The 25,461-nt window shown below is 36.3% G+C and carries 16 protein-coding genes; 15 read left to right on the top strand and 1 reads right to left on the bottom strand.

Features of this window, described 5'->3' with window-relative positions; translation table 11 throughout:
• Positions 1–443: 443 nt before the first annotated feature.
• Positions 444–1,157, top strand: a complete 714-nt coding sequence (locus DLK05_RS15510; RefSeq protein ID WP_127344923.1) for a hypothetical protein — start codon at positions 444–446, stop codon at positions 1,155–1,157.
• Between the two features lie 61 nt (positions 1,158–1,218).
• Here the strand turns inward: DLK05_RS15510 and DLK05_RS15505 are convergent, their stop codons facing one another.
• Positions 1,219–2,496, bottom strand: a complete 1,278-nt coding sequence (locus tag DLK05_RS15505; protein WP_127344922.1) for an exo-beta-N-acetylmuramidase NamZ family protein — start codon at positions 2,494–2,496, stop codon at positions 1,219–1,221.
• A gap of 265 nt (positions 2,497–2,761) precedes the next feature.
• Here DLK05_RS15505 and DLK05_RS15500 point away from each other — a divergent pair, with 265 nt between their 5' ends.
• From DLK05_RS15500 to DLK05_RS15435, 14 genes are all read left to right on the top strand, one after another.
• Positions 2,762–4,249: a glycoside hydrolase family 10-like protein gene (locus DLK05_RS15500; RefSeq protein WP_235832021.1), complete on the top strand. Its 1,488-nt coding sequence runs from the start codon at positions 2,762–2,764 to the stop codon at positions 4,247–4,249.
• A 20-nt stretch (positions 4,250–4,269) separates the two neighbouring features.
• The gene (locus DLK05_RS15495) at positions 4,270–5,445 is read left to right on the top strand and encodes a C40 family peptidase (protein ID WP_209319917.1); all 1,176 of its coding nucleotides are present in this window, start codon (positions 4,270–4,272) and stop codon (positions 5,443–5,445) included.
• A 13-nt stretch (positions 5,446–5,458) separates the two neighbouring features.
• Complete coding sequence (locus DLK05_RS15490; protein ID WP_127344920.1) at positions 5,459–6,595, top strand: dipeptide epimerase; 1,137 nt, start codon at positions 5,459–5,461, stop codon at positions 6,593–6,595.
• Between the two features lie 41 nt (positions 6,596–6,636).
• Positions 6,637–9,702, top strand: coding sequence for a SusC/RagA family TonB-linked outer membrane protein (locus tag DLK05_RS15485; RefSeq protein WP_127344919.1), 3,066 nt, complete (start codon positions 6,637–6,639; stop codon positions 9,700–9,702).
• A gap of 12 nt (positions 9,703–9,714) precedes the next feature.
• Positions 9,715–11,331, top strand: coding sequence for a RagB/SusD family nutrient uptake outer membrane protein (locus tag DLK05_RS15480; RefSeq protein WP_209319916.1), 1,617 nt, complete (start codon positions 9,715–9,717; stop codon positions 11,329–11,331).
• Positions 11,332–11,578: 247 nt separating this feature from the next.
• The gene (locus DLK05_RS15475) at positions 11,579–12,775 is read left to right on the top strand and encodes a metallophosphoesterase (RefSeq protein WP_127344917.1); all 1,197 of its coding nucleotides are present in this window, start codon (positions 11,579–11,581) and stop codon (positions 12,773–12,775) included.
• A gap of 24 nt (positions 12,776–12,799) precedes the next feature.
• On the top strand, positions 12,800–13,906 hold the full coding sequence (locus DLK05_RS15470; protein ID WP_127344916.1) for a hypothetical protein: 1,107 nt from the start codon (positions 12,800–12,802) through the stop codon (positions 13,904–13,906).
• Between the two features lie 252 nt (positions 13,907–14,158).
• Positions 14,159–16,348 carry a glutamine synthetase III family protein gene (locus DLK05_RS15465; RefSeq protein ID WP_127344915.1) on the top strand — a complete coding sequence of 730 codons (2,190 nt, stop codon included), beginning with the start codon at positions 14,159–14,161 and terminating at the stop codon, positions 16,346–16,348.
• Between the two features lie 260 nt (positions 16,349–16,608).
• A complete protein-coding gene (gene porE, locus DLK05_RS15460) occupies positions 16,609–18,966 on the top strand; it encodes a PorE family type IX secretion system protein (protein WP_127344914.1) in 2,358 nt (785 codons plus the stop codon).
• 49 nt (positions 18,967–19,015) lie between these two features.
• On the top strand, positions 19,016–20,185 hold the full coding sequence (locus DLK05_RS15455) for an AIR synthase related protein (protein WP_127344913.1): 1,170 nt from the start codon (positions 19,016–19,018) through the stop codon (positions 20,183–20,185).
• A gap of 308 nt (positions 20,186–20,493) precedes the next feature.
• Positions 20,494–21,579, top strand: a complete 1,086-nt coding sequence (prfA, locus tag DLK05_RS15450) for a peptide chain release factor 1 (protein WP_127344912.1) — start codon at positions 20,494–20,496, stop codon at positions 21,577–21,579.
• Between the two features lie 55 nt (positions 21,580–21,634).
• On the top strand, positions 21,635–22,462 hold the full coding sequence (pyrF, locus tag DLK05_RS15445; RefSeq protein WP_127344911.1) for an orotidine-5'-phosphate decarboxylase: 828 nt from the start codon (positions 21,635–21,637) through the stop codon (positions 22,460–22,462).
• 106 nt (positions 22,463–22,568) lie between these two features.
• Positions 22,569–23,861: a DUF2851 family protein gene (locus DLK05_RS15440; RefSeq protein WP_127344910.1), complete on the top strand. Its 1,293-nt coding sequence runs from the start codon at positions 22,569–22,571 to the stop codon at positions 23,859–23,861.
• Between the two features lie 72 nt (positions 23,862–23,933).
• Positions 23,934–24,968 (top strand): potassium channel family protein, encoded by a 1,035-nt coding sequence (locus tag DLK05_RS15435; protein WP_127344909.1) that lies wholly within the window; start codon positions 23,934–23,936, stop codon positions 24,966–24,968.
• Positions 24,969–25,461 lie beyond the last annotated feature (493 nt).

The following is a 25,461-nucleotide window of genomic DNA, read 5'->3' as shown; positions in this document are numbered from 1 at the left end:
CATAGCCCGGGATAAAGGAGCCATAAGCGACTGCCATCCCGGGATACGGAATATATCTTCTACCGTCGCGCGTACTTCTCCTAATTAGAGATAGTAGGATTATTCGCGACGGAATAGGAAAATGTGCAAAAAGACTGACTTAACGAGTGTGGCGTGGCAATTCGTCTCTTCAATGCTGTCATTGCGAGAAGTTTTTTCAACGACGAAGCAATCTGCCCGAACACTACCAAACAAAAAAAAGAAATAGCAATTAGTAACAGATCGCCACAGTCGCTTACAGCTCCTTCTCGATGACAATTGATTTTACGGCATGGAGCCGTGGAATTGCAACAAAATATGGTACAAAAAGATTAAGGAAATTAGGGGAGATATTATTTTTTAATAGACTTGATAGGTTGCTGAATGATATGTACTTTTAGTTATCCTAATTAATATCATTATTTATGGTGAAAAGAGATACCCGAAAATATAAGTGCTTCGACGCCGCATTTATAGAATTCGCTAGTTTGCATATTGAACTTTTAGAGGAATATCACAGTGAATTCGAATTTTTTTCCAGCATATTCAATACTCATTCCCTCCAAAAATTAGAAGATCTGTTACATACTGCGATAAATATTCCGCAAGATAGGATTTACAGGAATAGGATAGCCGAAGCAACTGAGAATTTTAATTTGGAGATGGCTAATGCCTGCAAATTTTATCAGCATTGCTTGTTCGAGATTAAGAATACTTTTCCGGGGAATAAGGAAATGTGGAAGTTTTTTGGCGCTTCGGATTATAGTAAGGCCAAAACCTCTTTTGCTCAGATGAGGCAGTTTTTAGAGGTATTTCGTTCTTGTTTAAAAGATCGTATTGAAGAATTGAGCTTTGGAGAAGAAGAAATAAAATTGACAGGAGAACATATTCATAATTTAGCTACACTTCAATCGAAACAAAAGGTGCGGAAGGAGGAGCGTTTTGCAGCTACTTGTAAAAGAGTAGAAGTCTTAAATATGCTTTACGATGGACTTGCCGACTACTTTAAGGCAGCAAAATTGATATTTACAGATAATCCTGCTGTTTTGAAATTATTTAATTTCAATCCTGTAAATCCTAAGCGAAAAACAAAGAAGGATGAAAAAGAAATGATCACTGAAAAGAGTGACCATCTGTAATTCAATAGCACGCTGATGATGTAAATTCCGTAAATAAATGCGGAGAAAATGATCCGCATTCTTATTTATACAGCCAATACTTTTTCGATTTCTCTGTAAATGTTTTTGCGGGTGCTGTCCAAAGTTCTTCTATATCCTGTACCAAAAAGTTTTTCGAGAATCGGGCTCTTATTTTTTTGCTTCCGCATACTTTATCAAACATGCTTAATCGCGAGGATTCGCACATTTTAAACGGATTCCTATCGGGATATAAGCGGTGACATTCCTGCATCACATAGAATTGAATTAGCGAAAGTGGTGCTCTTCGAACATCTGTAAAGTGGACCTGAACACCATGCAGCATTGTTCCCTTACCAACCGAATAATAGGGCTTGTAATGTACCGGGCGAAATCGTATTCCTGGCAAATGCAGATTGTTTAAATTATCGGACAGGTCATTGGCATTAATCCAATCTGCTGCAAATAGTTCAAAAGGCTGGGTGTATCCAACTCCAATCGAAATGGTGTACAATTCGCCTAAAATTCCGGAAGTGGCGTAGTAAACTGCACTCAAAGCATTGGGAATATGTGGTGATGTGGGAACCCATGGCAATTCGGTTTCGCTAAAAAGCATGTTTCTTTTCCAACCTTCCATTTTAATTACGGTAAGTTTACATTTCTTGCCATTTTTTAATAGGCCTTCTTCATTCAGGTATTTTGCCAATTCGCCACAGGTTAATCCATATACATAGGGTATCGGAAATTGACTCACAAAGGAAACCTGATCGGCATCCACTAAATCTCCTTCTACTTTAATTCCACCTATCGGATCTGGACGATCCAATACAATAAACTCTATATTATTTTCGGCACATGCCTCCATCGTTAGTCCCATGGTGCTAATGTATGTGTAGGAACGAACACCGATATCTTGAATGTCGTAAACCAAAGCATCCAAACCTTTCAGCATCTCAGCATTTGGCTTTTTATTTTTTCCATATAGGGAATATACTGGTAAACCAGTCTTTTTATCGGTATAAGTTCCCACTTTTTCGCCGGCTGCATGATCGCCTCTGATACCGTGTTCCGGACTAAACAAGACCTGTAATCTTACATTTTTTGCATGATGCAACAGATCAATTGTTGTTTCCAAATTGTGATTTACTCCTGTGGGATTGGTGATTAATCCTATGGTTTTTCCTTGTAGATATTGAAAGTTAGTTTTTTGTAGTACATCTACTCCTGTTTGTACTTTTTGGGCAAATAAGCTTCCTGTAGATAGCAGGCAAATGAAGAATAGGGAATAAAGCCTGATCTTAATAGAATTGCTGTAATGTATTGTTGTGCTAGTCAAATGCATGTGTTGTTTTAGATTTTTATAAATTAGATCATTGTTTTTATAGATTTTTCATTGCAAAACTAATAAAATTTCTATTTTTGTAACATGTATGACATCTTAACAAGTTCTTGAAAATGATAATTGCTCGAATTCCATATTTATTAGTTCGTATTTGTATGTTTTTATTAGCATGTAATAGTTCTAATAATGGAGGTTACAATTTAGCTATTTTAATGGATGGGGAAAATCTTTATTTAGATGTTTGGACCTGCAAAATAAGAAGGCGATGAGGCGATTTATAGCAATAAGCTTACTGTTGTTGATAAGCTGGAATGTTTCGGCCAAAAAAATATCTCCTAAAAGGGAAATGAGGGCGGTATGGATTGCAACAGTGGATAATATCGACTGGCCTTCGAAATCAGGATTGTCGGTGGCGCAGCAAAAAGTAGAATTAATTGCTCAATTAGACCAGCTCAAGAAAAATGGGATGAATACCATTGTTTTTCAGATTCGACCTGCTGCTGATGCTTTTTATGCTTCGCCCTATGAACCATGGTCGCAGTGGTTGTCTGGTAAACAAGGCGTGGCTCCTGATCCGTTTTACGATCCTTTGCAATTTGCTATTAAGGCTTGTCACGATCGCGCTATGGAATTACATGCGTGGATGAATCCTTATCGGGCGGTTTTTAAGTATAAAACTACAAAAACAGATTCTAGTCATATTACTAATGTTCATCCCGAATGGTTTTTGACTTACGGAAAGCACAAGTATTTTAATCCTGGTTTGAAGCAAACAAGAGACTATGTCTCGAAAATTGTAGCAGATGTGGTTCGCCGATACAATGTGGATGCAATTCATTTTGATGATTATTTCTATCCCTACAAAATAAAAGGAGAGGCTTTTCCAGATTCATTAGCTTTTGCAAAGAATGGAGGGGATTTTTATCCGGATAGAATCGAGGATTGGAGAAGAGAGAATGTTAATAAAGTAATTCATCAGATTCAGGATAGCATTAAGTCAATAAAGCCTTGGTTGCCTTTTGGAATTTCTCCTTTTGGGGTGTGGCGAAATAAAGATAAAGATCCGAATGGTTCCCGAACCAAAGCCGGACAAACCAATTACGATGATTTGTATGCCGATGTTTTGCTTTGGTTGCAAAAAGGCTGGATCGATTATGTGACCCCGCAGATTTATTGGCATATCGGGAAAAAGGTTGCTGACTACAGGGTGATTGCCAAATGGTGGAGAAAGCATTCCTACGGAAAACCATGTTATATCGGACAAGGAGTGTATCGATTGGATTCTGCATCAAGAGTAAAAGCATGGCGTAATTCAGATCAAATTATTCGGCAAATAAAATTGAATCGTAGGTTGAAAGAGATAAATGGCAGCATGTTCTTTTGTTCTAAAAATTTTAGGCAAGATAGGTTGAGCATTAATGAAGCGCTCACCCAAAAGGTGTATGCCGAACCTGCTTTGCATTTGGTAAATCTAATGTTTAAAGGAAATATTCCTGATGCTCCTATAGTGGAGCGAGTGGAAAATAGATTGAAATGGAATAAACAAAAGGATGCGGTTTACTATGTGGTATATCAGGTGAAAAGGAAAAGTGGATTGCCACAAAAAATAATCTGTATTACAAATCGATTGGAGTATAATATTTCTAAAAAATACATGGCTCATGCCTTTGCAGTTTCGGCTGTTAATAGGGGACATCAGGAAAGTTCAATTAGTAAACTGGTTGAGTTTTCAGTAAGGGAGGATAATAAATGATAGTGCAATTATTAAATAAAATGAGAATTTTCTTTTGGTTAGTAATGATACTTCTTGGATTTGCTTGTAGCGATAATGCTGAATTGTTGCAGCAAGCAAATCGGGTATCTCAGGATATTAAAGAACAAATGGCTCCCGATGGAAGGGAGGCGATATATAAAACGAATTTTTATATCGACAAGAATCAAACGCTGGTGGTTAGCGGTGAAACATCTCTGCCGGAAGCTAAGTTAGCCTTATTTTCAGCTTTGGAGCACCGGAAAATTCATTTGCTTGATAGCATGGTTTTGCTTCCGGAGAAAGAGCTTGGTGACTTGAATTGGGCCTTGGTTAATTTAAGTGTCGTGAATTTGAGATCCAAGCCAAAGCATTCGGCAGAGCTTGTTTCACAGGCAATAATGGGGACTCCGGTGCGGGTTTTGAAAAAGCAAAATTCATGGTACCTAATACAGACCCCCGACAATTATATCGCATGGGTAGATAGAGCTGCTTTAGCGTTCAAAACTAAAGAAGAGATGAAGCAATGGCGGAATTCCGAGCGTGTTGTTTTTATTCCCTGGTTTAAGCTAGAGCGTGACTCAATTGGAAAGGATGTGGTAACCGATCTGGTTGCTGGTTCTATCTTAGAATTGAAAAGAGAAAATTCTGGTTTTTATTGGTTGACTTTACCCGATGGAAGGGAAATAATGGTGGTGAAAAGGGATTGTGAATTATTCAATCAATGGGAACAGGAAAAAATAGAAGATGCTTCAGTGCTTACTAAAATTGCAAAACAGTTTATGGGACGTCCTTATTTATGGGGAGGAACTTCATCCAAAGGCGTGGATTGTAGTGGTTTTGTAAAGTCGGTTTACTTTATGCATGGAATTATTCTTGCACGTGATGCTTCTCTGCAATTTCTTCATGGAGATACTATATCTCCGGAACAGGGATTTAGGAAATTAAAGGAAGGAGATTTGGTGTTTTTTGGAAGAAAAGCCACTAGTGATTTACCTCTGAAGGTGACTCACGTGGGAATGTATATGAAGGATGGTGAATTTATTCACTCCTCGGGAAGAGTGAAAATAAATAGTTTCGATTCGACTGCTGACAATTATAGCGATTATCGTAGCATCAGCTGGCTTGGCGGCAGAAGAGTATTAAATAGAATTGGCGAAGCAGGTGTGATCCGTGTGGCAGAACATCCATGGTATTAATAGAATTATAAATATGGACAGAAGAAAATTTTTAGGAAATAGTGGAATGTTGGCTAGTGCTGCATGTCTTACCCCCTTATTAGGCGGATGTAATAGCTTTGGTGGTGGAGGAAAAAAGGTATCATCCGGTGGAGGATTGAAATTGAGTTTTGAGCCTTATGATCTGCAATTGAAACATGTATTTACTATTGCTTCTTTTTCGAGAACTACTACTCCGGTAATGCTCACCAAAATAGAATGGGGTGGTTTGATTGGATATGGGGAAGCATCTATGCCTCCTTATTTGGGAGAATCACATGAAACGGCAAGGAAGTTTTTGAGTGGGCTGAATCTGAAACAATTTACAGACCCATTTCGATTAAATGAAATTCTTTCCTATGTGGATTCAGTTGCGCCGGGGAATTGTGCTGCAAAAGCTTCTGTTGATATTGCACTTCATGATTTGATCGGAAAGCTATTAGATAAACCTTGGTTTAAAATATGGGGATATAGTCAGGAGGATACTCCACTGACTACATTTACTATTGGAATGGATAAACCAGATGTAGTTGTGGAAAAGGTGAAAGAAGCAGCTCCTTACAAATTTTTGAAAGTAAAAATTGGAAAGGGAATGGATGAGGAGATGATTAATACCATTCGCAAAATTACCAATGTTCCTTTGTGTGTTGATGTAAACCAGGGTTGGAAAGACAAGCACGAAGCTTTAGATAAAATTCATTGGTTGAAGGAACAGGGAGTTGTATTTGTAGAACAGCCCATGGACAAACACAATCTGGATGATATGGCATGGTTGACTCAACACAGTCCGTTGCCTACGGTTGCGGATGAAGCCGTTCAGCGTTTGGTTGATCTGCCAAAATTAGTGGGGGCTTATTCCGGTATCAATATAAAATTAATGAAATGTACCGGAATGAGGGAAGCTCATAAAATGATGAATGTCGCCCGATCGTTAGGGATGAAAGTAATGGTTGGCTGTATGACGGAAACTTCCTGTGGAGTTAGTGCGGCAGCTCAACTTTCTCCAATGGTGGATTGGGCTGATCTCGATGGAAACTTATTAATCTCTAATGATCCTTTTAAAGGGATTGAAGTTCTGGATGGGAAAGTGATTTTGCCGAACCGTCCTGGAATTGGTATTGTGAAATTGTAATTATACATATAATTATTTCTTACTAATCTAAATTTAACACTATGAGAAAAATTGCATGCTTAGCGTTAATCATGTTACTTGGCTGGCAAGTTTCCTGGGCACAGGACTTGCTGGTAAAGGGTGTGGTTACCGGTGCAGAAGACGGGTTGACAATCCCGGGTGTTTCGGTTGTGGTAAAAGGTACAACAAACGGAACAACAACTGATTTTGATGGTAAATATCAAATCAGTGTGAAAAAGGATGCCGTGTTGGTATTCAGTTATATTGGAATGAAAACGTTTGAAATGGCTGTTGGCTCTCAAACAGTAGTAAATGTTACACTTAAAAATGACAATTTTGCAATGGATGAAGTTGTTGTTGTTGGTTATGGTGTGCAAAAGAAAAGTGATATTACTGGTTCGGTTGCCAGTGTAAGTAGTGATGTTCTAAAAGATCAACCTGTTTCCAATGCAGCTACCTTATTGCAAGGACGTGCTGCTGGTGTTATGGTGACTCAAACATCAGGTGCTCCGGGTGCCGGTTTATCTGTTCGGGTTCGAGGTACTGGTACTGTAAATAATTCATCGCCTCTATATGTTGTCGATGGTATTTTGTTAGATGATATTTCCCATTTAAATCCAAGTGATTTTAAAAGCGTGGAAGTACTTAAAGATGCTTCGGCTACGGCTATTTATGGTTCTAGGGGAGCGAATGGTGTGATCTTAATTACATCAAAAACTGGTAATACTAAAGATGTTGCTGTTCAGGTAGAATTAATGACTGGTGTTCAGAAAGCATGGAATGAACCTGATTTAATGAATACCCAGGATTGGTTGAATACCTATAATACTTCGCAAGCTAATGCTGCTGCATTTACCGGATCAACAGCCTATAAACCATTAGTGCTGCAAGCTCCTTCTGATAATACCAATAAAACAACCGATTGGTTTGATGAAGTAACCCGGGTTGGAAAAATTTATAAGACTAATGTTATTGTTTCTAAAGGGGATAGTAATAACAATACTTTATTTAGTGCAGGTTATTTTAAAAATGAAGGTATTGTTTTGAATTCTGCTTACGAAAGATTTAATGCTCGATTGAATAATAATTATACCATTAGTCCTAAATGGAAGGCTGGTATTAATCTTTCCTTATCGCATACCAGTACTGATAGGGTTACAACTAGTGCAATCAGTGGTATTTTAACGCTTGCTCAACGAGTGGATCCTATTACTCCGGTAAGACAGGAATCAGGAGAATATGCATCTACTCCCTATTCTGATTTGGCGAATCCAGTTGCTCAATTAAACAGGGATGTGAGAGAAGGATCAGCTTTATTAGTTTTGGCTAATTCTTATTTGCAGTTTGAGCCAATAAAGAATTTATTTATCAAGACAGCAGTAAGTTTAAATCTTTCCAGATCAAAAAGTAAAACTTATTTGCCTTCTTATGATTATGGTAATGAGCTTCGGGTTACAAATAATTTGTCGAAGCAAACTAGTGAGTTCAATGGATACTTAAGTGAGAATACGATCACTTATAATATGGATTTCAATGAGCATAGCATTAGTGTTCTAGCCGGTTTTACCGCCGAGAAGAACATATCCGAATATATAGGAGCATCCAGAAATAATATTCCAAACGATAATGATGAGCTGCAGTATATTTCAGCTTCTACTGATTTGGAGAGTACCAATGCATGGAATTCTGGTCAGGAAACAAGAATGTATTCTTATTTAGGACGTGTAAATTATAATTACGCTGATAAATATTTCTTAACTGCATCTTTCCGTAGAGATGGTTCTTCTGTTTTCGGTCCGGATAAGCGATTTGGTAATTTCCCATCTATGTCATTGGGTTGGAAACTAAGAAATGAAAGCTTCATGGATTTTATTCCTGAAGACATCGTAAATAGAATTAAGGTAAGAGCTGGTTGGGGTAGAGTAGGTAATGCTAAAATTGCACCATACTCATTTGCATCAACTGTTCAAAGCAAAGATTCAAGGGTAGAATATAGCTATGTGTTTAGTGATAAAGAACAAGCTGGTGCTGCTCCTGTGAAGATGGCTAATACCAAAGTGCAGTGGGAAACTGTGGAGTCAACGAATGTAGGTCTTGATTTAGCTCTTTTAAGCGATAAGATTACTTTGTCGGCTGATTATTTTAAAAAGAAAACCAAAGACATGTTGGTACGAGTGCCAATTCCACAATATGCGGGATATGATGGAAGTCCATTTGTAAATGCTGGTACTGTAGAGAATAAAGGTTTTGAAATAGATCTAGGCTATAGAGGAAAAATAGGCAACGATTTAAAATTCTCAGTAAATGTGAATGCTTCCCATATTGATAACGAAGTTACAAGCCTTGGTGGTGGTGTTCCTATCTGGAGCGGAAGCGTTAGTCTTGTTGGTAGTGTTACCAGAACTGCAGAAGGCTATCCTATTGGCGCATTTTACGGATATCAGGTTGATGGTGTATTTCAGACAGATGCTGAGGTCGCTACAAGTGCACAGTCTGGAGAACCAATTGGTGCAGGTGATTTCAGATTTAAGGATCAATGGACAGATAAAAATGATGATGGTGTAATGGAAGCTCCTGATGGTGTGATTAACGGGGATGACCGTGTACAGATTGGAGATCCTAACCCAGATTTATTCTATGGTTTGAATATTGACTTGAATTATAAAAATTTCGATTTATCGATGTTCTTCCAAGGAGTAAGCGGGAATGAGATTTTTAATGGATTTAAATATTACAACTATGCGGATATTAAAAGATTTGCATTATCGAACGATTATAAAAATCACTGGACTCCTCAAAATGGTTCAAATAGCATGTTTGGATTAAATGCATCTACTGTAGAGCGTAACCTTCGTGCATCAGATTTTTATGTAGAAGATGGATCATATTTCCGCATGAAGAATATTCAGGTGGGATATACATTTAAAGATTTAACTCCATGGATGTCTAATCTACGTGTTTATTTCTCCGGACAGAATGTATTTACTATCACAGGTTATTCTGGTTTAGATCCTGAGATTGGTGGTGGAACTTTAACTCAAGGAATAGATTATGGAACTTATCCACAAGCTAGAATTTTCTCAATTGGTGCTAATCTAACTTTCTAATTATTGATGAAAATGAAAAATTTAAAAAATATATTAATAGCAGGACTGGTCGTTTTCTCAATGACAGCTTGCGATGAGGAATACCTTGATACGGTAAAAATCGGGGAGCAGACTTCTGGAAGTTTTTACTCCAACGATGCGGAGTTAATTAAAGCAGCAAATGCATGTTATGCTCCAATGTGGGAATATCATTACAACTGGGGACGAACAAGCTTTGGGAATTCCACTACAGATGATGCAGTGGATCGCGAAGATCTAAAAATGCGGGAATACACTTTTGATGCGACTGCATTCTTATTTACTTACAATTACAGATATAATTATCGCGGAATTTTGATTGCAAATCAATTATTGGCAAATGTTGAGGGACAAGATATACCTGGTGTTGTGGATAAAAGTTTGCAAGCACGTGTAGTAGGAGAGGCCAAATATATGCGTGCCTATTATTACTACGATTTGGTAAAGAATTTTGGCGGTGTACCCTTAATTACAGAACCATTATTAGGTGATGATTTAAATCAAACCCGTGCTTCAGCTAAAGAAGTATATGCTCAGATTGAATCTGATTTGAAAGCTGCCGTAGAGGCTTTACCATTAAAAACGGTATATGAAGCAAATGATGAGGTTGGTCGTGCAACTAAAGGAGCCGCTTTGGGCATGTTGGTTAATGTTTGCGTTTCACAGGCAAGTCCTGGCTATTCTTCCGAAGATTTCTATAATGAAGATAAGTGGGGAGAGGCTAAAACCTATGCGCAGCAATTATTTGCTTTAGGTATTTACGATTTGTATCAGGGTGATTATCATGATTTGTTTTCAGAAGCAGAAGAGAATAATGAAGAATCTATATTTGAAGTGCAATTTTACGATTCTCCTCTAGATGATGGAGCATTTACAAACAATGGAAACTTCACTACTTTTTTAAACATGCCTTGGTTAGGAGCAGCAGATCCTTACGGAAGATATCAGGCTACGTACGACTTGTATCTTGCATTTGAAAATGGTGACCCAAGACGAGATGCTTCTTTGATTAATTCCTTACAATATGCAGATCAATGGATTCTTCCTGGCGAAACTCCGGGTACTGTGGCAGAGGACTTGACAGGATTTAGTAACTATAAACACTATTTGTCGAAAGAACGGTATAAATCATTGGGGAATTTTAGAAATTCGCCTGTTAATGAAAGAATCATTCGTCTTTCTGATATTTATTTATTGTATGCTGAAGCTTGTTATCATACCGGCGATGAGGCAAATGCAAGAACTTATTTAAATTTGGTTCGGGCTCGTGCACGTCAGGGAAATGCAGGTGTATTACCGGATGTTACTGCTTCGGGAACTGCATTGTTAGATGCAATTTATCACGAACGTCGTGTGGAGTTGTGTGGCGAAGGTCATCGTTTTCACGATTTGGTAAGAACTGGTCGTTTAGAACAAAAGTTGAAAATTGATGGATATAAAGTAAAAGCTTCTTTAGTCAGAGATGGTAGTGGAGGATACATCATTACTGACTCAGGAGAACCAAAATTTTTCGCAACGAGCTTAAGTATGCCAAAAAATATATTTTTCCCTATTCCACAAAGTGAAGTGGATAATACTGGAGGATTAGTAGAACAAAATCCTGGATACTAATTCAGGTACATTGTAGTAGTAGTGTAGTAGGAGTTCTTCGGAGCTCCTGCTTTTTTTATGCCTAAATATAGATGCTATTATATTTTAACTATCTTGAGTTGTAAGCCATTGCTGTGATTCATTCGGGTGTGTGAATAATAACGGACTTTTAAATCTTTTTCCTTTAAATCAATTAAATTGGTTTAAATTTTGATTATAATAAGGATAGCGATTTTAGTAAGTAATTTGAAATTATAAAAAGGAAAATATGCAATCAATATACAAAAGGAGGGTATTTCTTACTATGATGGTTTTTATTGGATTGTTCCAACACTTAAAAGCACAAAAGAAGAAAGATAATTTAGGTTCAGGCGCTTTTTCTTCTTATGATGTGATTTATAAGGGGAATCTTGATAAAGTTAATTTGCCGGATTATGTGGATGGTCCCTACTTTTTTTGGGTTAATTCAAAGGAAGTGAAATCATGGTATATAGATCATGATCAAGAGGAAAATACCATAAGCATCCGACAGAAGAAAATAAAAGTCAAGAGAGACTCTGTCCAGGTAAAAGGACAGAAAGGGGATTCGAATAGGTATTGGTTGCATAAAGGAGATTATCCGGTTCAACCAACGGAATATTCCGGTGTAGATAAATTAATGGTGGTGGGAGATGTGCATGGTGAATATGATGACATGGTGGAATTGCTCCAGAATAATGGAGTAATTGACTCTAAATTAAATTGGTCTTGGGGAAGTGGTCAACTTGTTTTTGTTGGTGATATTTTTGATAGAGGAAATAAGGTAACAGAGTCTTTGTATCTCATTAAAAAGTTACAAAGACAGGCAAAGCAAAGCTCGGGGAGACTAAATCTTTTACTCGGCAATCACGAGATAATGATTTTGATGAGGGATTCCAGATATGTTTCTCCTAAATATAAGAATATGACAAACCGCTTGATGATAAATTATTCTCGGTTCTTTGCTGCTGATACAGAGTTGGGGAAATGGTTGCGCTCCTTAAATACGGTAGTTAAAATTAACGATATGATTTTTGTACACGGAGGTTTATCTCCCGATTTGGTGAGTCGAGATTTATCATTAGAGCAAATAAATAAAAATATACGGATGAGTTTGAATGCAGATAATGCAATGTCGCATAAAGAAATTATGAGAACCATCTATTTTCCTGAAAATCCGCTTTGGTATCGAGGGTATTTGATGAAATCAAAGAGCTATTCTCTTATCAGTAGTGAAGATCTCGATCGGGTATTGAAATTTTACGATGCTAAAATCATATTTTTTGGTCATACCGAAGTGGATTCTATTCGATTATTGTATGATCATAGACTGGGAGCAATTAATGTTCCTATGGGATGCGAGGGAATCAAATCCCAATTATTGCTGGTGCAAAAAGGAAATTTTTTTCGTTGTTTTAAGAATGGGGAAAAGCAAGCCATTAAATAGTTTTTTAATCTGAACTAGTAAAGGATGAATTGGAAGCTTAGAAATTGTGATCAAATAAATCTGAAGTGTTTTTCTGTAGGGATGTTGTGTTTTATTGGCTTCATGCTCTTTTCGGTACTCCCATTGAAAGCTATAAATGATAGGGACAGCCTTTTAAATCTCCCCTTATTTAAATCTGATTCGCTCTTAAAGTTAGAGTTGAAAACCAATTTGAATATTTTGATAGAGGATGTTGGTGAGAAAAGATCTTATCATGAATGCTACTTGCGGGAGATAAATAATATTCAAACAAATAATAATTGGTTGAGGGTTCAAATTAAAGCAAGAGGTAATTTCCGACGCAGAAAACAGAATTGCGATTTTCCTCCGCTTAGATTTAAAATTCCAACGAAACGAGCTGGTAGTTCTATTTTTAAAGGACAGGACAAAATAAAATATGTTAGTCATTGTAAAAATTCTATAGACGCTTACGAGCAGCATACTATAGAGGAATATCTCCTTTATAAAATGTATAACCTGATATCAGACCATAGCTATAGGGTACGCTTATCACAAATCTTATTTATTGATACGATTACAAATGACACGCTTCAAAAATTTGGTTTTTTTCTTGAGAATAGGAATGATGTGGCGAGTAGAAATGGAAAAAAAATGATGCACTATAAAAATATGAAGCAATACAATTTGCTTCGGGATAATATGGTGATGCTTTCCTTATTTCAGCTAATGATAGGAAATACCGATTGGGATATAGGCCGATTGCATAATATCGACCTGATGTCGGTGAGTGAACAAAGTATTCCTATTGCTGTTCCATATGATTTCGACTGGTCAGGAATCATAGACCAGGAATATTACACACAGGATCAAAAAATTGATCCAAATGCCAAATATCAACGTTTATATAAAGGCTATCGCTGGGGTTCGGAAGACTTACACGCAGCTTTTTCTGAATTTCAGGAATTGAAAGAATCTTTTTTAGGGATAATATTTAATTGTCCCTATCTTAATTCTGAAAACAAAAAGAGAGTAGGAGCATATATTGAGGAATTTTATCAATTAATAACTTCCCGAAAAGATGTAAAAGCAGTAATTGTGAAAAAATCACCTAAAATCCCTTCTGCCAAATAAAAATGAGGGACTTTCGAGAAAAAATATAAAATTTGATGCGCAAACGATAAAAATCAGGGGTTATTCCTCTGATTTTTGTGTTTTATTGAAGTTTACCCTATGTTTTTTTAATGCTAAATTTGTATAGTTGAATTATTTTATTGATTTTTGTCTTGTATTAAGGGGGGTGTTGAGTGAAAAGTATATGATTTTTACTGAGTACCCCCTTTTTAGTTCAGATGATATTAACTATTAACTAAAATTTTTGTTTCTATGGCCACCATTAGATTTCAAGCACTAGGAGAATTGCTATCCAGAAAGCCAATTTCTGTAATCTTACCTTCTAATAAGGTAACAGATTATTATGGAGAATTGGTTTTTAATGTAGATTCTATGAGAAGATATCTTTCTAAAGATGCATTCAGAGCGGTTATGACTGCCAATAAAAATGGAGGATCTGTGGATCGAAAAATGTCAGATGGAATTGCGGCTGGCATGAAATCCTGGGCAATTGAAAAGGGTGCAACTCACTATACTCACTGGTTTCAACCACTAACCGACGGTACAGCAGAAAAACACGATGGCTTTATCGATTATGGCGATGGTGGAAATATGATTGAGAATTTCTCGGGAAAATTACTTGCCCAGCAGGAACCAGATGCATCTTCCTTTCCTTCCGGAGGAATTCGTCAGACTTTTGAAGCTCGTGGTTATACCGCATGGGATGTTTCATCGCCTGCCTTTATTGTTGGAACTACGCTTTGTATTCCAACCGTATTTATTTCTTATACAGGGGAAGCACTTGATTATAAAACTCCTTTATTAAAAGCATTAACTGCTGTCGATGAGGCTGCTGTTGATGTTTGTCAGTATTTTGATAAAAATATTACTAAAGTTCATGCGAACCTTGGCTGGGAACAGGAATATTTTTTAATTGATGAGGCTTTATATCAGGCTCGACCTGATTTGGCTTTAACGGGTCGTACATTGATGGGACACTCCTCTTCAAAAGACCAGCAATTAGATGATCACTATTTTGGATCGATACCGGAAAGGGTGGCAAATTTTATGATGGAATTGGAGTTGGAATGCCATAAATTAGGAATTCCTGTGAAAACCCGCCACAATGAGGTTGCCCCAAGCCAGTTCGAAGCTGCTCCAATTTTTGAAGAAACTAACCTTGCTAACGATCACAATCAGTTGTTGATGGATGTGATGAAGAAAGTAGCTCGTCATCATAAATTCCGTGTTCTTTTTCACGAAAAGCCTTTTGCAGGAATCAATGGTTCCGGAAAACACAACAACTGGTCGTTGAGTACCGACACAGGTGTTATTCTGATGGCTCCCGGGAAAAATCCTAAAGGGAATATGATGTTCCTGACCTTTGTGGTGAATACTTTAATGGCAGTATATAAGAATCAGGATTTGCTTCGTGCATCTATTTTAACAGCATCTAATAGTCACCGTTTGGGTGCTAATGAAGCTCCTCCATCTATAATTTCTGTTTTTCTTGGTGATGAAGTTTCCAAGATGTTGACTAAAATTGTAGAGGAAGTAGGAGAACGAAAAATGACTCCGGACGAAAAAACTGCACTGAAACTAGGTATTGGAAGAATTCCTGAGATTATTTTAGATAATACCGATCGTAACAGAACTTCTCCTTTTGCTTTTACGGGGAATAGATTTGAATTTCGTGCTGTAGGATCTTCTGCAAATAATGCTGCAGCAATGACCGCATTAAATGCTGCTTTAGCGGTTCAATTAAAGGAGTTTAAAGCTGCTGTTGATCACCTGATTGAGGAAGGAATCAAGAAGGATGAAGCCATATTTCAGGTATTGAAAAAAATGATTATAGAATCAGAGCCAATACGTTTTAATGGGGATGGTTATTCTGATAATTGGCTTAAAGAAGCTGCTAAAAGAGGATTGACAAATATTACAAGTGTTCCTGAATCCTTGTCTAAATATTTGGAAGCTCCAGCTAAAAAATCTTTAGTAGGAAGCGGTGTGATGACAGAGAAAGAGCTGGAAGCCCGGGTTGAAGTTGAAATGGAGAAATACGTGATGAAGATTCAAATTGAAGCTCGTGTTCTTGGTGACCTTGCTATAAACCATATTGTTCCAACAGCTGTAGCCTATCAAACTAAATTAATTCAGAATGTTCAAGGCTTGAGGGATATCTTTACAAATAGTGAATTTGAAAATTTGTCTGCTGCTCGTAAAGAATTGATTAAAGAAATCTCAGGACATATTACTGCTATCAAAGCAAAATCAAGACAAATGGTTGAAGCTCGTAAGAAATGCAATGTTTTAGAAGAAGGAATTGAGAAGGCTTATGCTTATGAGAAAGAAGTTCGTCCATTCTTAGATGATATTCGTATTCATATCGATAAATTAGAACTTATTGTGGATAATGAAATGTGGCCATTACCTAAATATCGTGAGTTATTATTCAACAATTAATTAATGAGATAATAATTTTTGAAAAAGGATGTTCCTATATTGGGACATCCTTTTTGGTTTCTTGCAGGTTGATAATTTTTCCTGTAGAATAAAATATTTATTTTTATACCTTGAGAAATCGAAATATATGATTTAGGCTTTATGGTATTTGCAATACTATGATCATAAAGATGACCTTTTGATATTAAATTTTGTAATTGATTGTAGCTTATATGGCTTTGTTTAAATTTCTGTTAACCTATGAATATTAAAACCATCCGATGAAGATTCTATTTTATACCTGCATTCTTTTTGTTTTGGGAGTTTTTATTTCCTGTTCTTCACAATCCTATATAAATAGAGGAAATAAAATGTTGAAAACCGGAAGGTATTACCATGCCGAGGGAATGTTTGAAAAAGCATATAAAAAGGAAAAAGATAAAGCAAAAAAGGCAGATATTGCTTTTAAAAGTGCATCCTGTTTTGCTGAAATTAATCAGCCAAGAAAGGCTGCAACATGGTATCGTAAGGCGATAATGAACCGCGATACATTCTCGCTCGCGGTAAAAAATTTAGCTTACACAGAGATTAAGAATCATCGTTTGAATAAGGCAGAGGAGAATTTTTGGGAATATGTGGATCTTCATCCTGAAGTAAAATCTGCAGATGATCCTTCCGCTATTTTAAAAAGAATTTCTAAATGGGAGGAATATCCCGGCAGATATGAAGTGCAAAGGTTGAAGGATTTTAGTTCTTCATCGAGTGATTTTGCTCCGATATATATGGGGAAAGACACGAATGTTATCTTTTTTACTTCTACGAGGAAAATTAAGGACAAACCCAAAAAGGATGGTGTAACAGGTGATTATTTTTCCAATTTATTTGAATCTCATTATTCTAATGAGTTGATTCGGAAAAGCAGAAAGAAAAAAGGGAAAAAGAGAACTAGCAGAAAAGTAATCGTAGACTCCTATCAATGGAGTAAACCGAATAGTGTTGGGGATACCATAAATTCGGAATGGAATGATGGTGCAGCTTGTTTTAATCCCAATGGTGATGTTCTTTATTTTACATCCTCCCGAAAAGTGAATAAAAATAATCAGGGAACCAAGATTTTTGCAGTGCAAAGAAAAGATGGCGATTGGGGAAGAGCTGCTTTGCAAGAATTGGTTCCGGATAGCTTGTCCGTTGGGCATCCAAGTATTTCTAAGGATGGATCAGTTCTTTATTTTGTGTCGGATATGCCGGGAGGCTTTGGTGGAAATGATATTTGGATGGCTAAAAGGAGTGGAAGTTCGTGGAGTGAGCCTCAAAATTTAGGTCGTCCAATTAATTCGGTAAATGACGAATTGTTTCCTTTCATTAGAGATAATGGAACCCTTTATTTTGCTTCCGATAGAATAGATGGCATGGGTGGTTTGGATATTTATAAGGCAACAAGATCGGAAACCGGAGTTTGGAATGTGGAGAATATGAAATATCCGATTAATTCTACTACAGATGATTTTGCTATTGTGTTTCAATCTGGTAAGGAAAAAGGGATGTTCACGTCCTCCAGAAAGAAGGGGAATGATGATATTTACCGTTTTGATTATGTGCCTTTACATTTTACTTTTAACGGACAGGTTTTAAATTTTGAAACAAAAAAACCGGTTGCCGTCTCAAAAGTTCATGTTGTTTCATCAGATGGTGAACAAGCCGACGTAAGAACGAATATTGATGGTAGGTTTACTTTTTCGATGAAACCGAATATGGAGTATATTTTGATGGTTTCTTCGGAAGGATTTTTAAATGGAAAAGAGTTGGTAAATACATTGGGATTGGATGTTAGTCGCAATTTTAAATCAATAATTGCATTAAAACCAATTGAAAAACCGATTGAACTGCCGAATATATTTTATGATTTTGGAAGTTGGGATCTTCGGGAAGAATCTAAAAAGGCATTAGATGGCTTGGTGGAAACATTGAATGATAATCCTAAAATTACTATTGAATTAGCTTCTCATACCGATTTTGTGGGTAGAGAATCTACAAATCAGGAAATATCCCAGAAAAGAGCACAATCAGTGGTGGATTATCTGATTGACAAAGGTATTTACTGGGATCGTTTGGTTGCACACGGTTATGGAGAATCAAAGCCGAGAGTAGTAAATCAGGAAATTGCGGCTAAATATGATTTTTTAGATGTTGATGACGTGTTGAAGGAGAGTAGGATTGGGAAAATGAATTCGGAACAACGCGAAATTGCAAATCAACTTAATCGAAGAACGGAATTTCAGGTTTTATCCACAGATTATCATCCCGGATCAAATTCTAAAGTAAGACCTGGAACTAATGTCAATCAAATTGGGAATACTTTGATAAAAGATCTGAATAAAGTGAAAGGTATTTTTTATACTATCCAGATTGGGGCTTTTAATAAAAAGACAATTCCTCCCTTATTGCAAAATTTTAAAGTGGTTTTCCGAGCCAGTATAGATAATACAACAAACAGATATACAACTGGTATTTTCGATGATGTTGAAGAAGCCAGAACCGAAGCTCAAAACATAAATAGTAAGGGAATTAAAGCTTTTGTTATCGCCTACTATAAGGGGAAAAAGATTACCTTTGCCCAAGCAAAAAAGTTAAAGGAATAAATTGAAAACGTTCTGTTTTGCAGAGCGTTTTTTTTACTATTAAACAACCATGAGAAAAGACGAGAGGTATAATCAAAGAGGGGTATCTGCTTCGAAAGAAGATGTACACAACGCAATTAAAGATCTGGACAAAGGATTGTTTCCTAATGCATTCTGTAAGGTTGTTCCGGATTATTTAACCGGTGATGCTGATTTTTGCAATATAATGCATGCCGATGGCGCAGGAACTAAATCTTCCCTAGCCTATATGTATTGGAAAGAAACTGGAGATATTTCGGTTTGGAAGGGTATTGCACAAGATGCCTTAATCATGAATATTGATGATTTGCTTTGTGTTGGAGCAGTAGATAATATTCTTTTGTCTTCTACCATTGGTAGAAATAAAAACTTAATTCCCGGGGAAGTAATTTCAGCCATAATAAATGGAACAGAAGAGCTATTGAAGGCGTATCGAAAGCTAGGAGTGAATATCTATTCAACCGGTGGGGAAACTGCTGATGTGGGAGATTTGGTGAGAACTATAATCGTGGATTCTACGGTTACCTGCAGAATGAAAAAGGAAGATGTGATCACAAATGATAAAATTCAGAATGGTGATGTAATTGTAGGTCTTTCTTCATCAGGAATTGCAAGCTATGAGACAGATTACAACGGAGGCATGGGATCTAATGGATTAACTTCTGCTCGTCATGATGTTTTTGCAAAATATCTAGCTGAAAAATATCCGGAAAGTTACGATAATGCAGTTCCTGAAGATTTGGTTTATGCCGGAAACTGCAAACTTACCGATAAAGTGGAAGGTGTCGAGCTTGATGCCGGAAAATTGGTTCTTTCACCAACCAGAACTTATGCTCCAATCGTTAAAAAGATGCTGGATCAATTTCGTTCACAAATCCACGGTATGATTCATTGTTCAGGTGGAGCACAAACAAAAGTGCTGAACTTTGTCGATAATCTGCATGTGATTAAAGACAATATGTTCGATGTTCCGCCATTGTTTAAATTAATTAAGGAGCAAAGTGGTACTTCTTGGGATGAAATGTATAAAGTATTCAATATGGGGCATCGATTTGAGTTGTATGTTCCACTGGAGATTGCTGAAGAACTTATTAAAATATCAGAAGAATTTAACGTTGATGCAAAAATCATCGGTCGTTGTGAATCTTTTGGTGGTAAAAAACTTACTATTAAAAGTGAATTTGGTGAATTTGAATATTAAAATCGAATAATATGAAATTGAAAACGTCATCTTGTATAGATGGCGTTTTTTTATCTTGTAACAATAAGAACTGTCGAGCTCTTTTTTTTAATTCAAGTTTCGTGTCATTGAATCTTAATTACAAAATGATTCATTAAATACATGTACGATTAGTTATCGGTGATATCAGTGAGCAAATTTTGTTAGATATTCCTATGGTTTTAGTCTGTTTATTAGATTAATCCGTAAAATGAAGATCTAAAATGTATCAGCTTTATTTAAAATGGTTTTATTTTTCTAATTTTGTCCAAAATTTAGAATATTGGAAAATGAGCAATAATTTGATCCTCGATAAATTAGAAGGCGTCTTCATCAGATTTAAGGAAGTTGGGCAATTAATTACCGACCCCGAAATCATGGGAGATATGAAACGCTATATTAAACTAAGCAAGGAATATAAAGAATTAGAAGCCGTAACTAAGGCCGCTAAAGATTATAAAAACGCTTTGGATACTATTGTAGAATCTAAAGATATTATAGCCAATGAGTCGGATGAAGAACTTCGGGAAATGGCTAAAATGGAGTTGGAGGATTTGGAAGTTAAACTTCCGGAATTAGAACAAACTATTAAATTGTTATTAGTGCCGGCTGATCCTGAAGATTTTAAAAATGCAATTCTTGAAATACGTGGAGGAACCGGTGGTGATGAAGCAAGTATATTTGCTGGAGACTTAACCAGAATGTACACCAAATATTGCGAGGCGAGAGGCTGGAAAATATCAGTTTCTAGTTTTAGCGAAGGTACTTCAGGAGGATATAAAGAAATAGTCATGAATGTGACTGGAGATGGTGTTTACGGAATACTAAAATATGAGTCAGGTGTTCATCGTGTGCAGCGTGTACCACAAACCGAAACACAGGGGCGTGTTCATACTAGTGCAGCATCTGTAGCAGTATTGCCTGAAGCCGAAGAGTTTGATATTGATTTGAAAGAAAGTGATATTCGTAAAGATACTTATTGTTCCTCCGGACCTGGCGGACAGTCGGTGAATACTACATACTCGGCAATTCGACTAACACATGTTCCCACCGGAATTGTTGTAACTTGTCAGGATCAGAAATCGCAAATTAAAAACCTTGCAAAAGCAATGATAGAATTGCGTTCCCGAATTTATGCGATGGAACATCAGAAATATCTGGATGAAATTTCATCCAAACGTAAGACAATGGTTTCAACAGGAGATCGTTCGGCTAAGATTAGAACCTATAATTATCCTCAGGGAAGGGTAACTGATCATCGAATCAATCTCACGCTTTACAATCTTGCAGCTACTATGGATGGCGATATTCAGGAGATCATTGATAAACTTCAAATTGAAGAAAACGCTGAACGACTTAAAGAAAGTGGTTTATAATGATATTTGGCAGTGGCTTTTCCACTGCCTTTTTTTTAACTAAACAACCAATAACATGAATTATCAAGCATTATTCGAGCAAATTAAGAAAAAGAAAAGTTTCCTATGTGTAGGTTTGGATAGTGATATGAAAAAGATTCCAACTCATCTTTTATCATCGACTGATCCGGTATTTGAATTTAATAAGGCAATTGTGGATGCAACTGCGGATTATACTGTCGCTTATAAGCCAAATGTTGCGTTCTACGAGTGCAGGGGAGCTGTAGGATGGCGGAGTCTGGAGAAGACGGTTATCTATATCAAGGATAATTATCCTGATATTTTTCTAATTGCTGATGCTAAAAGAGGAGACATTGGAAATACATCTAAAATGTATGCCAGTGCTTTTTTGGAAAACATGCCATTTGATTCTATCACAGTTGCTCCCTATATGGGAGAAGATTCCGTAACTCCTTTTCTGGAATACGATAACAAATGGGTGATTTTGTTAGCATTAACATCGAATAAGGGGGCATTTGATTTTCAGTTTTTCGAAGAGAACAACAAAAAAATGTTCGAAAAAGTATTGGAGAAATCACAGGAATGGGGAACAAAAGAGAATATGATGTATGTGGTTGGCGCTACAAAAGCCGAAATGCTAAGTGATATTCGAAAAATTGCTCCTGATCACTTTTTATTAGTGCCTGGGGTTGGGGCTCAAGGCGGAAGCTTAAAAGAAGTGGCAAAATATGGTATGAACCAGTCTTGTGGCTTACTTGTTAATTCTTCGAGAGGCATTATTTTTGCTGATACGAGTGATCAGTTTGCAATTATAGCTCAGATTAAAGCTAAGGAACTGCAAAAGGAAATGGAAAATCTCCTTATCGAATATTCAATTCTATAATATTTGGAACTTTTATTGGTAGCGGTTTTCATTGGAAAACCGTTTTTTTGTTTGTATTTCTTATCATAAACTGCTAAATTTAGTTCCTTATGATAATTATATATAGATGACTGAGGAATTTTTACAATTTATTTGGAAATATAGCCTGTTTTCAGAGAAAAACCAGTATTCTACAAATGGTGTTGAAATTGATATTCTGGAAGTTGGGAAGCACAATCGTGATGCCGGTCCTGATTTCTTTGATGCTCGCGTCATGATTAATGATGTGGTGTGGGCAGGAAATGTTGAGATTCATGTTAAATCTTCCAATTGGAATAGTCATCATCATGATTCCGATTCGGCATATAATAATGTTATTCTTCACGTGGTATATGATTTTGATGAAGATATTTATACCAAGGAAGGGAGATTACTACCTTGTCTTCAATTGGATTTTAATGCGGTATTATTCGATAATTATAAGGCTTTAATCTCCTCGAAAAAATGGATTCCTTGTTTTGATGAAATTAGGCAGGTTAAGCAATTTTTTATCAGGAATTGGCTCGATCGAATGTTGGTAGAGAGACTGGAACGAAAATCTTATGAAATTAATAAAGCACTGGATCGGAATTCTTTCTCCTGGGAGGAAACTTTTTATCAGATAATTGCCAGGTATTTCGGAATGAAAGTTAATGCAGAGCCTTTTCAACAGCTCGCTCGTTCCATTCCCTTAAAATTTATGGCTCGGCAAAAAAATTCATTGCTTCAAATAGAAGCTTTTTTATTCGGACAGGCAGGTCTGCTGAATAAACCAGATTGTACTGATGAATATTATCAGAAGTTGGTTTCAGAATATCGCTTTTTATCCGGAAAGTATAAACTACAATCATTACCTGCAGAAAGATGGAAATGGCTGAGGCTGCGTCCAGCAAATTTTCCTACCATTCGAATTGCACAGTTTGCTGCATTAATTTATAAATCAAACGCTTTGTTTTCACAGATCTTAGAAAATCCAAATTATAATGCTATCGCAAAAGCATTTGAAATTGAGGCTTCTAAATATTGGAAAGATCATTATCAATTCGGAATAAAATCTAAAGTGAAAGTTAAAAATTTAGGGAGATCTGCCCTGGATGGAATTATTATTAATTCTATCGTACCGGTTCTGTTTTTATATGGTAGTGTGAATGGGAATCAGCAAATTAAAGATAAAGCTTGTGAACTATTAGATGAAGTTGGTGTAGAAAACAATTCGGTTACCAAGAAATGGAAGGAATGTGGTATTGAAATGAAGTCAGCTTATCATTCGCAAGCATTACTTCAATTAAAATCTGAATATTGCGATAAATTTAGATGTTTACAATGTGAATTTGGGAATCGTTTAATCAGAGCTGATGGTATTCATTCTACTGAATATTAAATTTCTGATCTAAAGTGTTATTTTTGTTATATTGATTATTTTTAAAATAAATTTGATAATCGGTAGTTTATTATGAATCGACAAAAAATTTGGGAAGAAAATGTACGAACAATTAGCATGGCTGTTTTTTTTATGCTTTTGGCAATTCTTCTTGGCACATTTGGCTTCATGTATTTGGATGATGCTTATTCCTTTATCGATGGTCTTTATATGACCGTTATTACAATATCAACAGTTGGGTTCAAGGAAGTTCATTCCTTGTCGGATTCAGGAAAACTATTTACAGTCTTTTTAATATTAATAAGTTTTGGGATATTCGGATATTTGGCTTCATCGGTCACTCGATTTATTTTAGATGGTGTTTTTCGTAGAAATTTAAAAGATTATAGAATTGTGAGAAAAATCGAAAAAATAAAGGATCATGTTATAGTTTGTGGTTTTGGAAGAAATGGAAGACAAGCTAGTCTTGAATTGATAGCACATGGAGAGATAGTGGTTGTCGTTGATTCTAAAGAAACGGCAATCGATCGTGTGAGAGAATTTCCGGAACTGTTATTCATCCAGGGTGATGCTACCAGAGAGGAAGTGCTTGATATGGCAAATATTTCCAGTGCAAAGGCATTGATAACTGCTATACCAAGAGATGCTGAAAATGTATATGTCGTTTTAACTGCTCGTGAAATGAATGCGGAGATTAAAATAATTTCCAGATCTTCTCATAGTCAGTCGGATAATAAGCTGAAAAGAGCTGGGGCAGATAACGTTATAATGCCTGACAGGTTAGGAGGTCAGCAAATGGCTAAATTGGTTGCTCAACCAGATATTGTTGAGTTTCTGGATAATATTCTCCTGCAATCAACTAAAGGAGTAAAATTGGAAGAGATTAGTTGTCAGAGTCTTGCTGATTATTTTATTGGCAAATCAATACAAGAGTTGAATGTCAGAGATCAATTTGGTGCCAATATCATTGGGTTAAAAGATACTGAAGGTGGCTATATTTATAATCCCTCAGCAAATATCGTATTGGATCGGGGATACTATTTATTTGTCATGATTAATAAAGAAGAAGTTTCTAATTTTAAACGATATCTAAGTAGTGGCAATTGATATTTGTAACTGTTTTGAGCTTATTTATTGAGGATCACAACCTGGTTGTGATTTTTTTATATCTCATTATCAGCAATATATTGTTTTTTGCGGAAATTTTATCTCAAAAAATTTGGAGAATAGCTGATCCTGATATTATATTTGCATCCACTTTCAACGGAGAGTGGATTTATAAAATGGTTGTTTAGTAGTATTTTATAGGCAGTGGTAGGGTGGTCGTAGGAATCTTTTTTATGATTGTTTACACCTACTAAACTTCCAATTTTATTTTTTTTTGAAAAAACTTTGGCAAAAGCTTAGGAAAGGGCGATTAAATTGTTTTATCTTTGCAGCCGTTTTCGGGGAAAGATTTCTCAAGGGTTACCCGGTATGTATGGGGTATTTGGAGAGGATTTGGAATTTGAAAAAAAGTTTAAAAAAGATTTGCAAATTTAAAATAAAAGTATTTATCTTTGCAGCCGCTAAAACAGCGAAAGTGATTTGAAATTCTGGG

The organism is Ancylomarina longa (genome assembly GCF_003996985.1).
Classification (GTDB): Bacteria; Bacteroidota; Bacteroidia; order Bacteroidales; family Marinifilaceae; genus Ancylomarina_A; species Ancylomarina_A longa.
The sequence above is the reverse complement of the archived record's forward strand: the minus strand, read 5'-3'. Positions and strand labels throughout refer to the sequence as shown.

Coding starts and splice junctions, on each gene's coding strand:
- prfA (WP_127344912.1), top strand. CDS start 20,494: ATGAGCAATAATTTGATCCTCGATAAATTAGAAGGCGTCTTCATCAGA.
- DLK05_RS15475 (WP_127344917.1), top strand. CDS start 11,579: ATGCAATCAATATACAAAAGGAGGGTATTTCTTACTATGATGGTTTTT.
- DLK05_RS15480 (WP_209319916.1), top strand. CDS start 9,715: ATGAAAAATTTAAAAAATATATTAATAGCAGGACTGGTCGTTTTCTCA.
- DLK05_RS15435 (WP_127344909.1), top strand. CDS start 23,934: ATGAATCGACAAAAAATTTGGGAAGAAAATGTACGAACAATTAGCATG.
- DLK05_RS15495 (WP_209319917.1), top strand. CDS start 4,270: ATGAGAATTTTCTTTTGGTTAGTAATGATACTTCTTGGATTTGCTTGT.
- DLK05_RS15500 (WP_235832021.1), top strand. CDS start 2,762: ATGAGGCGATTTATAGCAATAAGCTTACTGTTGTTGATAAGCTGGAAT.
- pyrF (WP_127344911.1), top strand. CDS start 21,635: ATGAATTATCAAGCATTATTCGAGCAAATTAAGAAAAAGAAAAGTTTC.
- porE (WP_127344914.1), top strand. CDS start 16,609: ATGAAGATTCTATTTTATACCTGCATTCTTTTTGTTTTGGGAGTTTTT.
- DLK05_RS15510 (WP_127344923.1), top strand. CDS start 444: ATGGTGAAAAGAGATACCCGAAAATATAAGTGCTTCGACGCCGCATTT.
- DLK05_RS15455 (WP_127344913.1), top strand. CDS start 19,016: ATGAGAAAAGACGAGAGGTATAATCAAAGAGGGGTATCTGCTTCGAAA.
- DLK05_RS15465 (WP_127344915.1), top strand. CDS start 14,159: ATGGCCACCATTAGATTTCAAGCACTAGGAGAATTGCTATCCAGAAAG.
- DLK05_RS15470 (WP_127344916.1), top strand. CDS start 12,800: ATGAATTGGAAGCTTAGAAATTGTGATCAAATAAATCTGAAGTGTTTT.
- DLK05_RS15490 (WP_127344920.1), top strand. CDS start 5,459: ATGGACAGAAGAAAATTTTTAGGAAATAGTGGAATGTTGGCTAGTGCT.
- DLK05_RS15485 (WP_127344919.1), top strand. CDS start 6,637: ATGAGAAAAATTGCATGCTTAGCGTTAATCATGTTACTTGGCTGGCAA.
- DLK05_RS15505 (WP_127344922.1), bottom strand. CDS start 2,496: ATGCATTTGACTAGCACAACAATACATTACAGCAATTCTATTAAGATC.
- DLK05_RS15440 (WP_127344910.1), top strand. CDS start 22,569: ATGACTGAGGAATTTTTACAATTTATTTGGAAATATAGCCTGTTTTCA.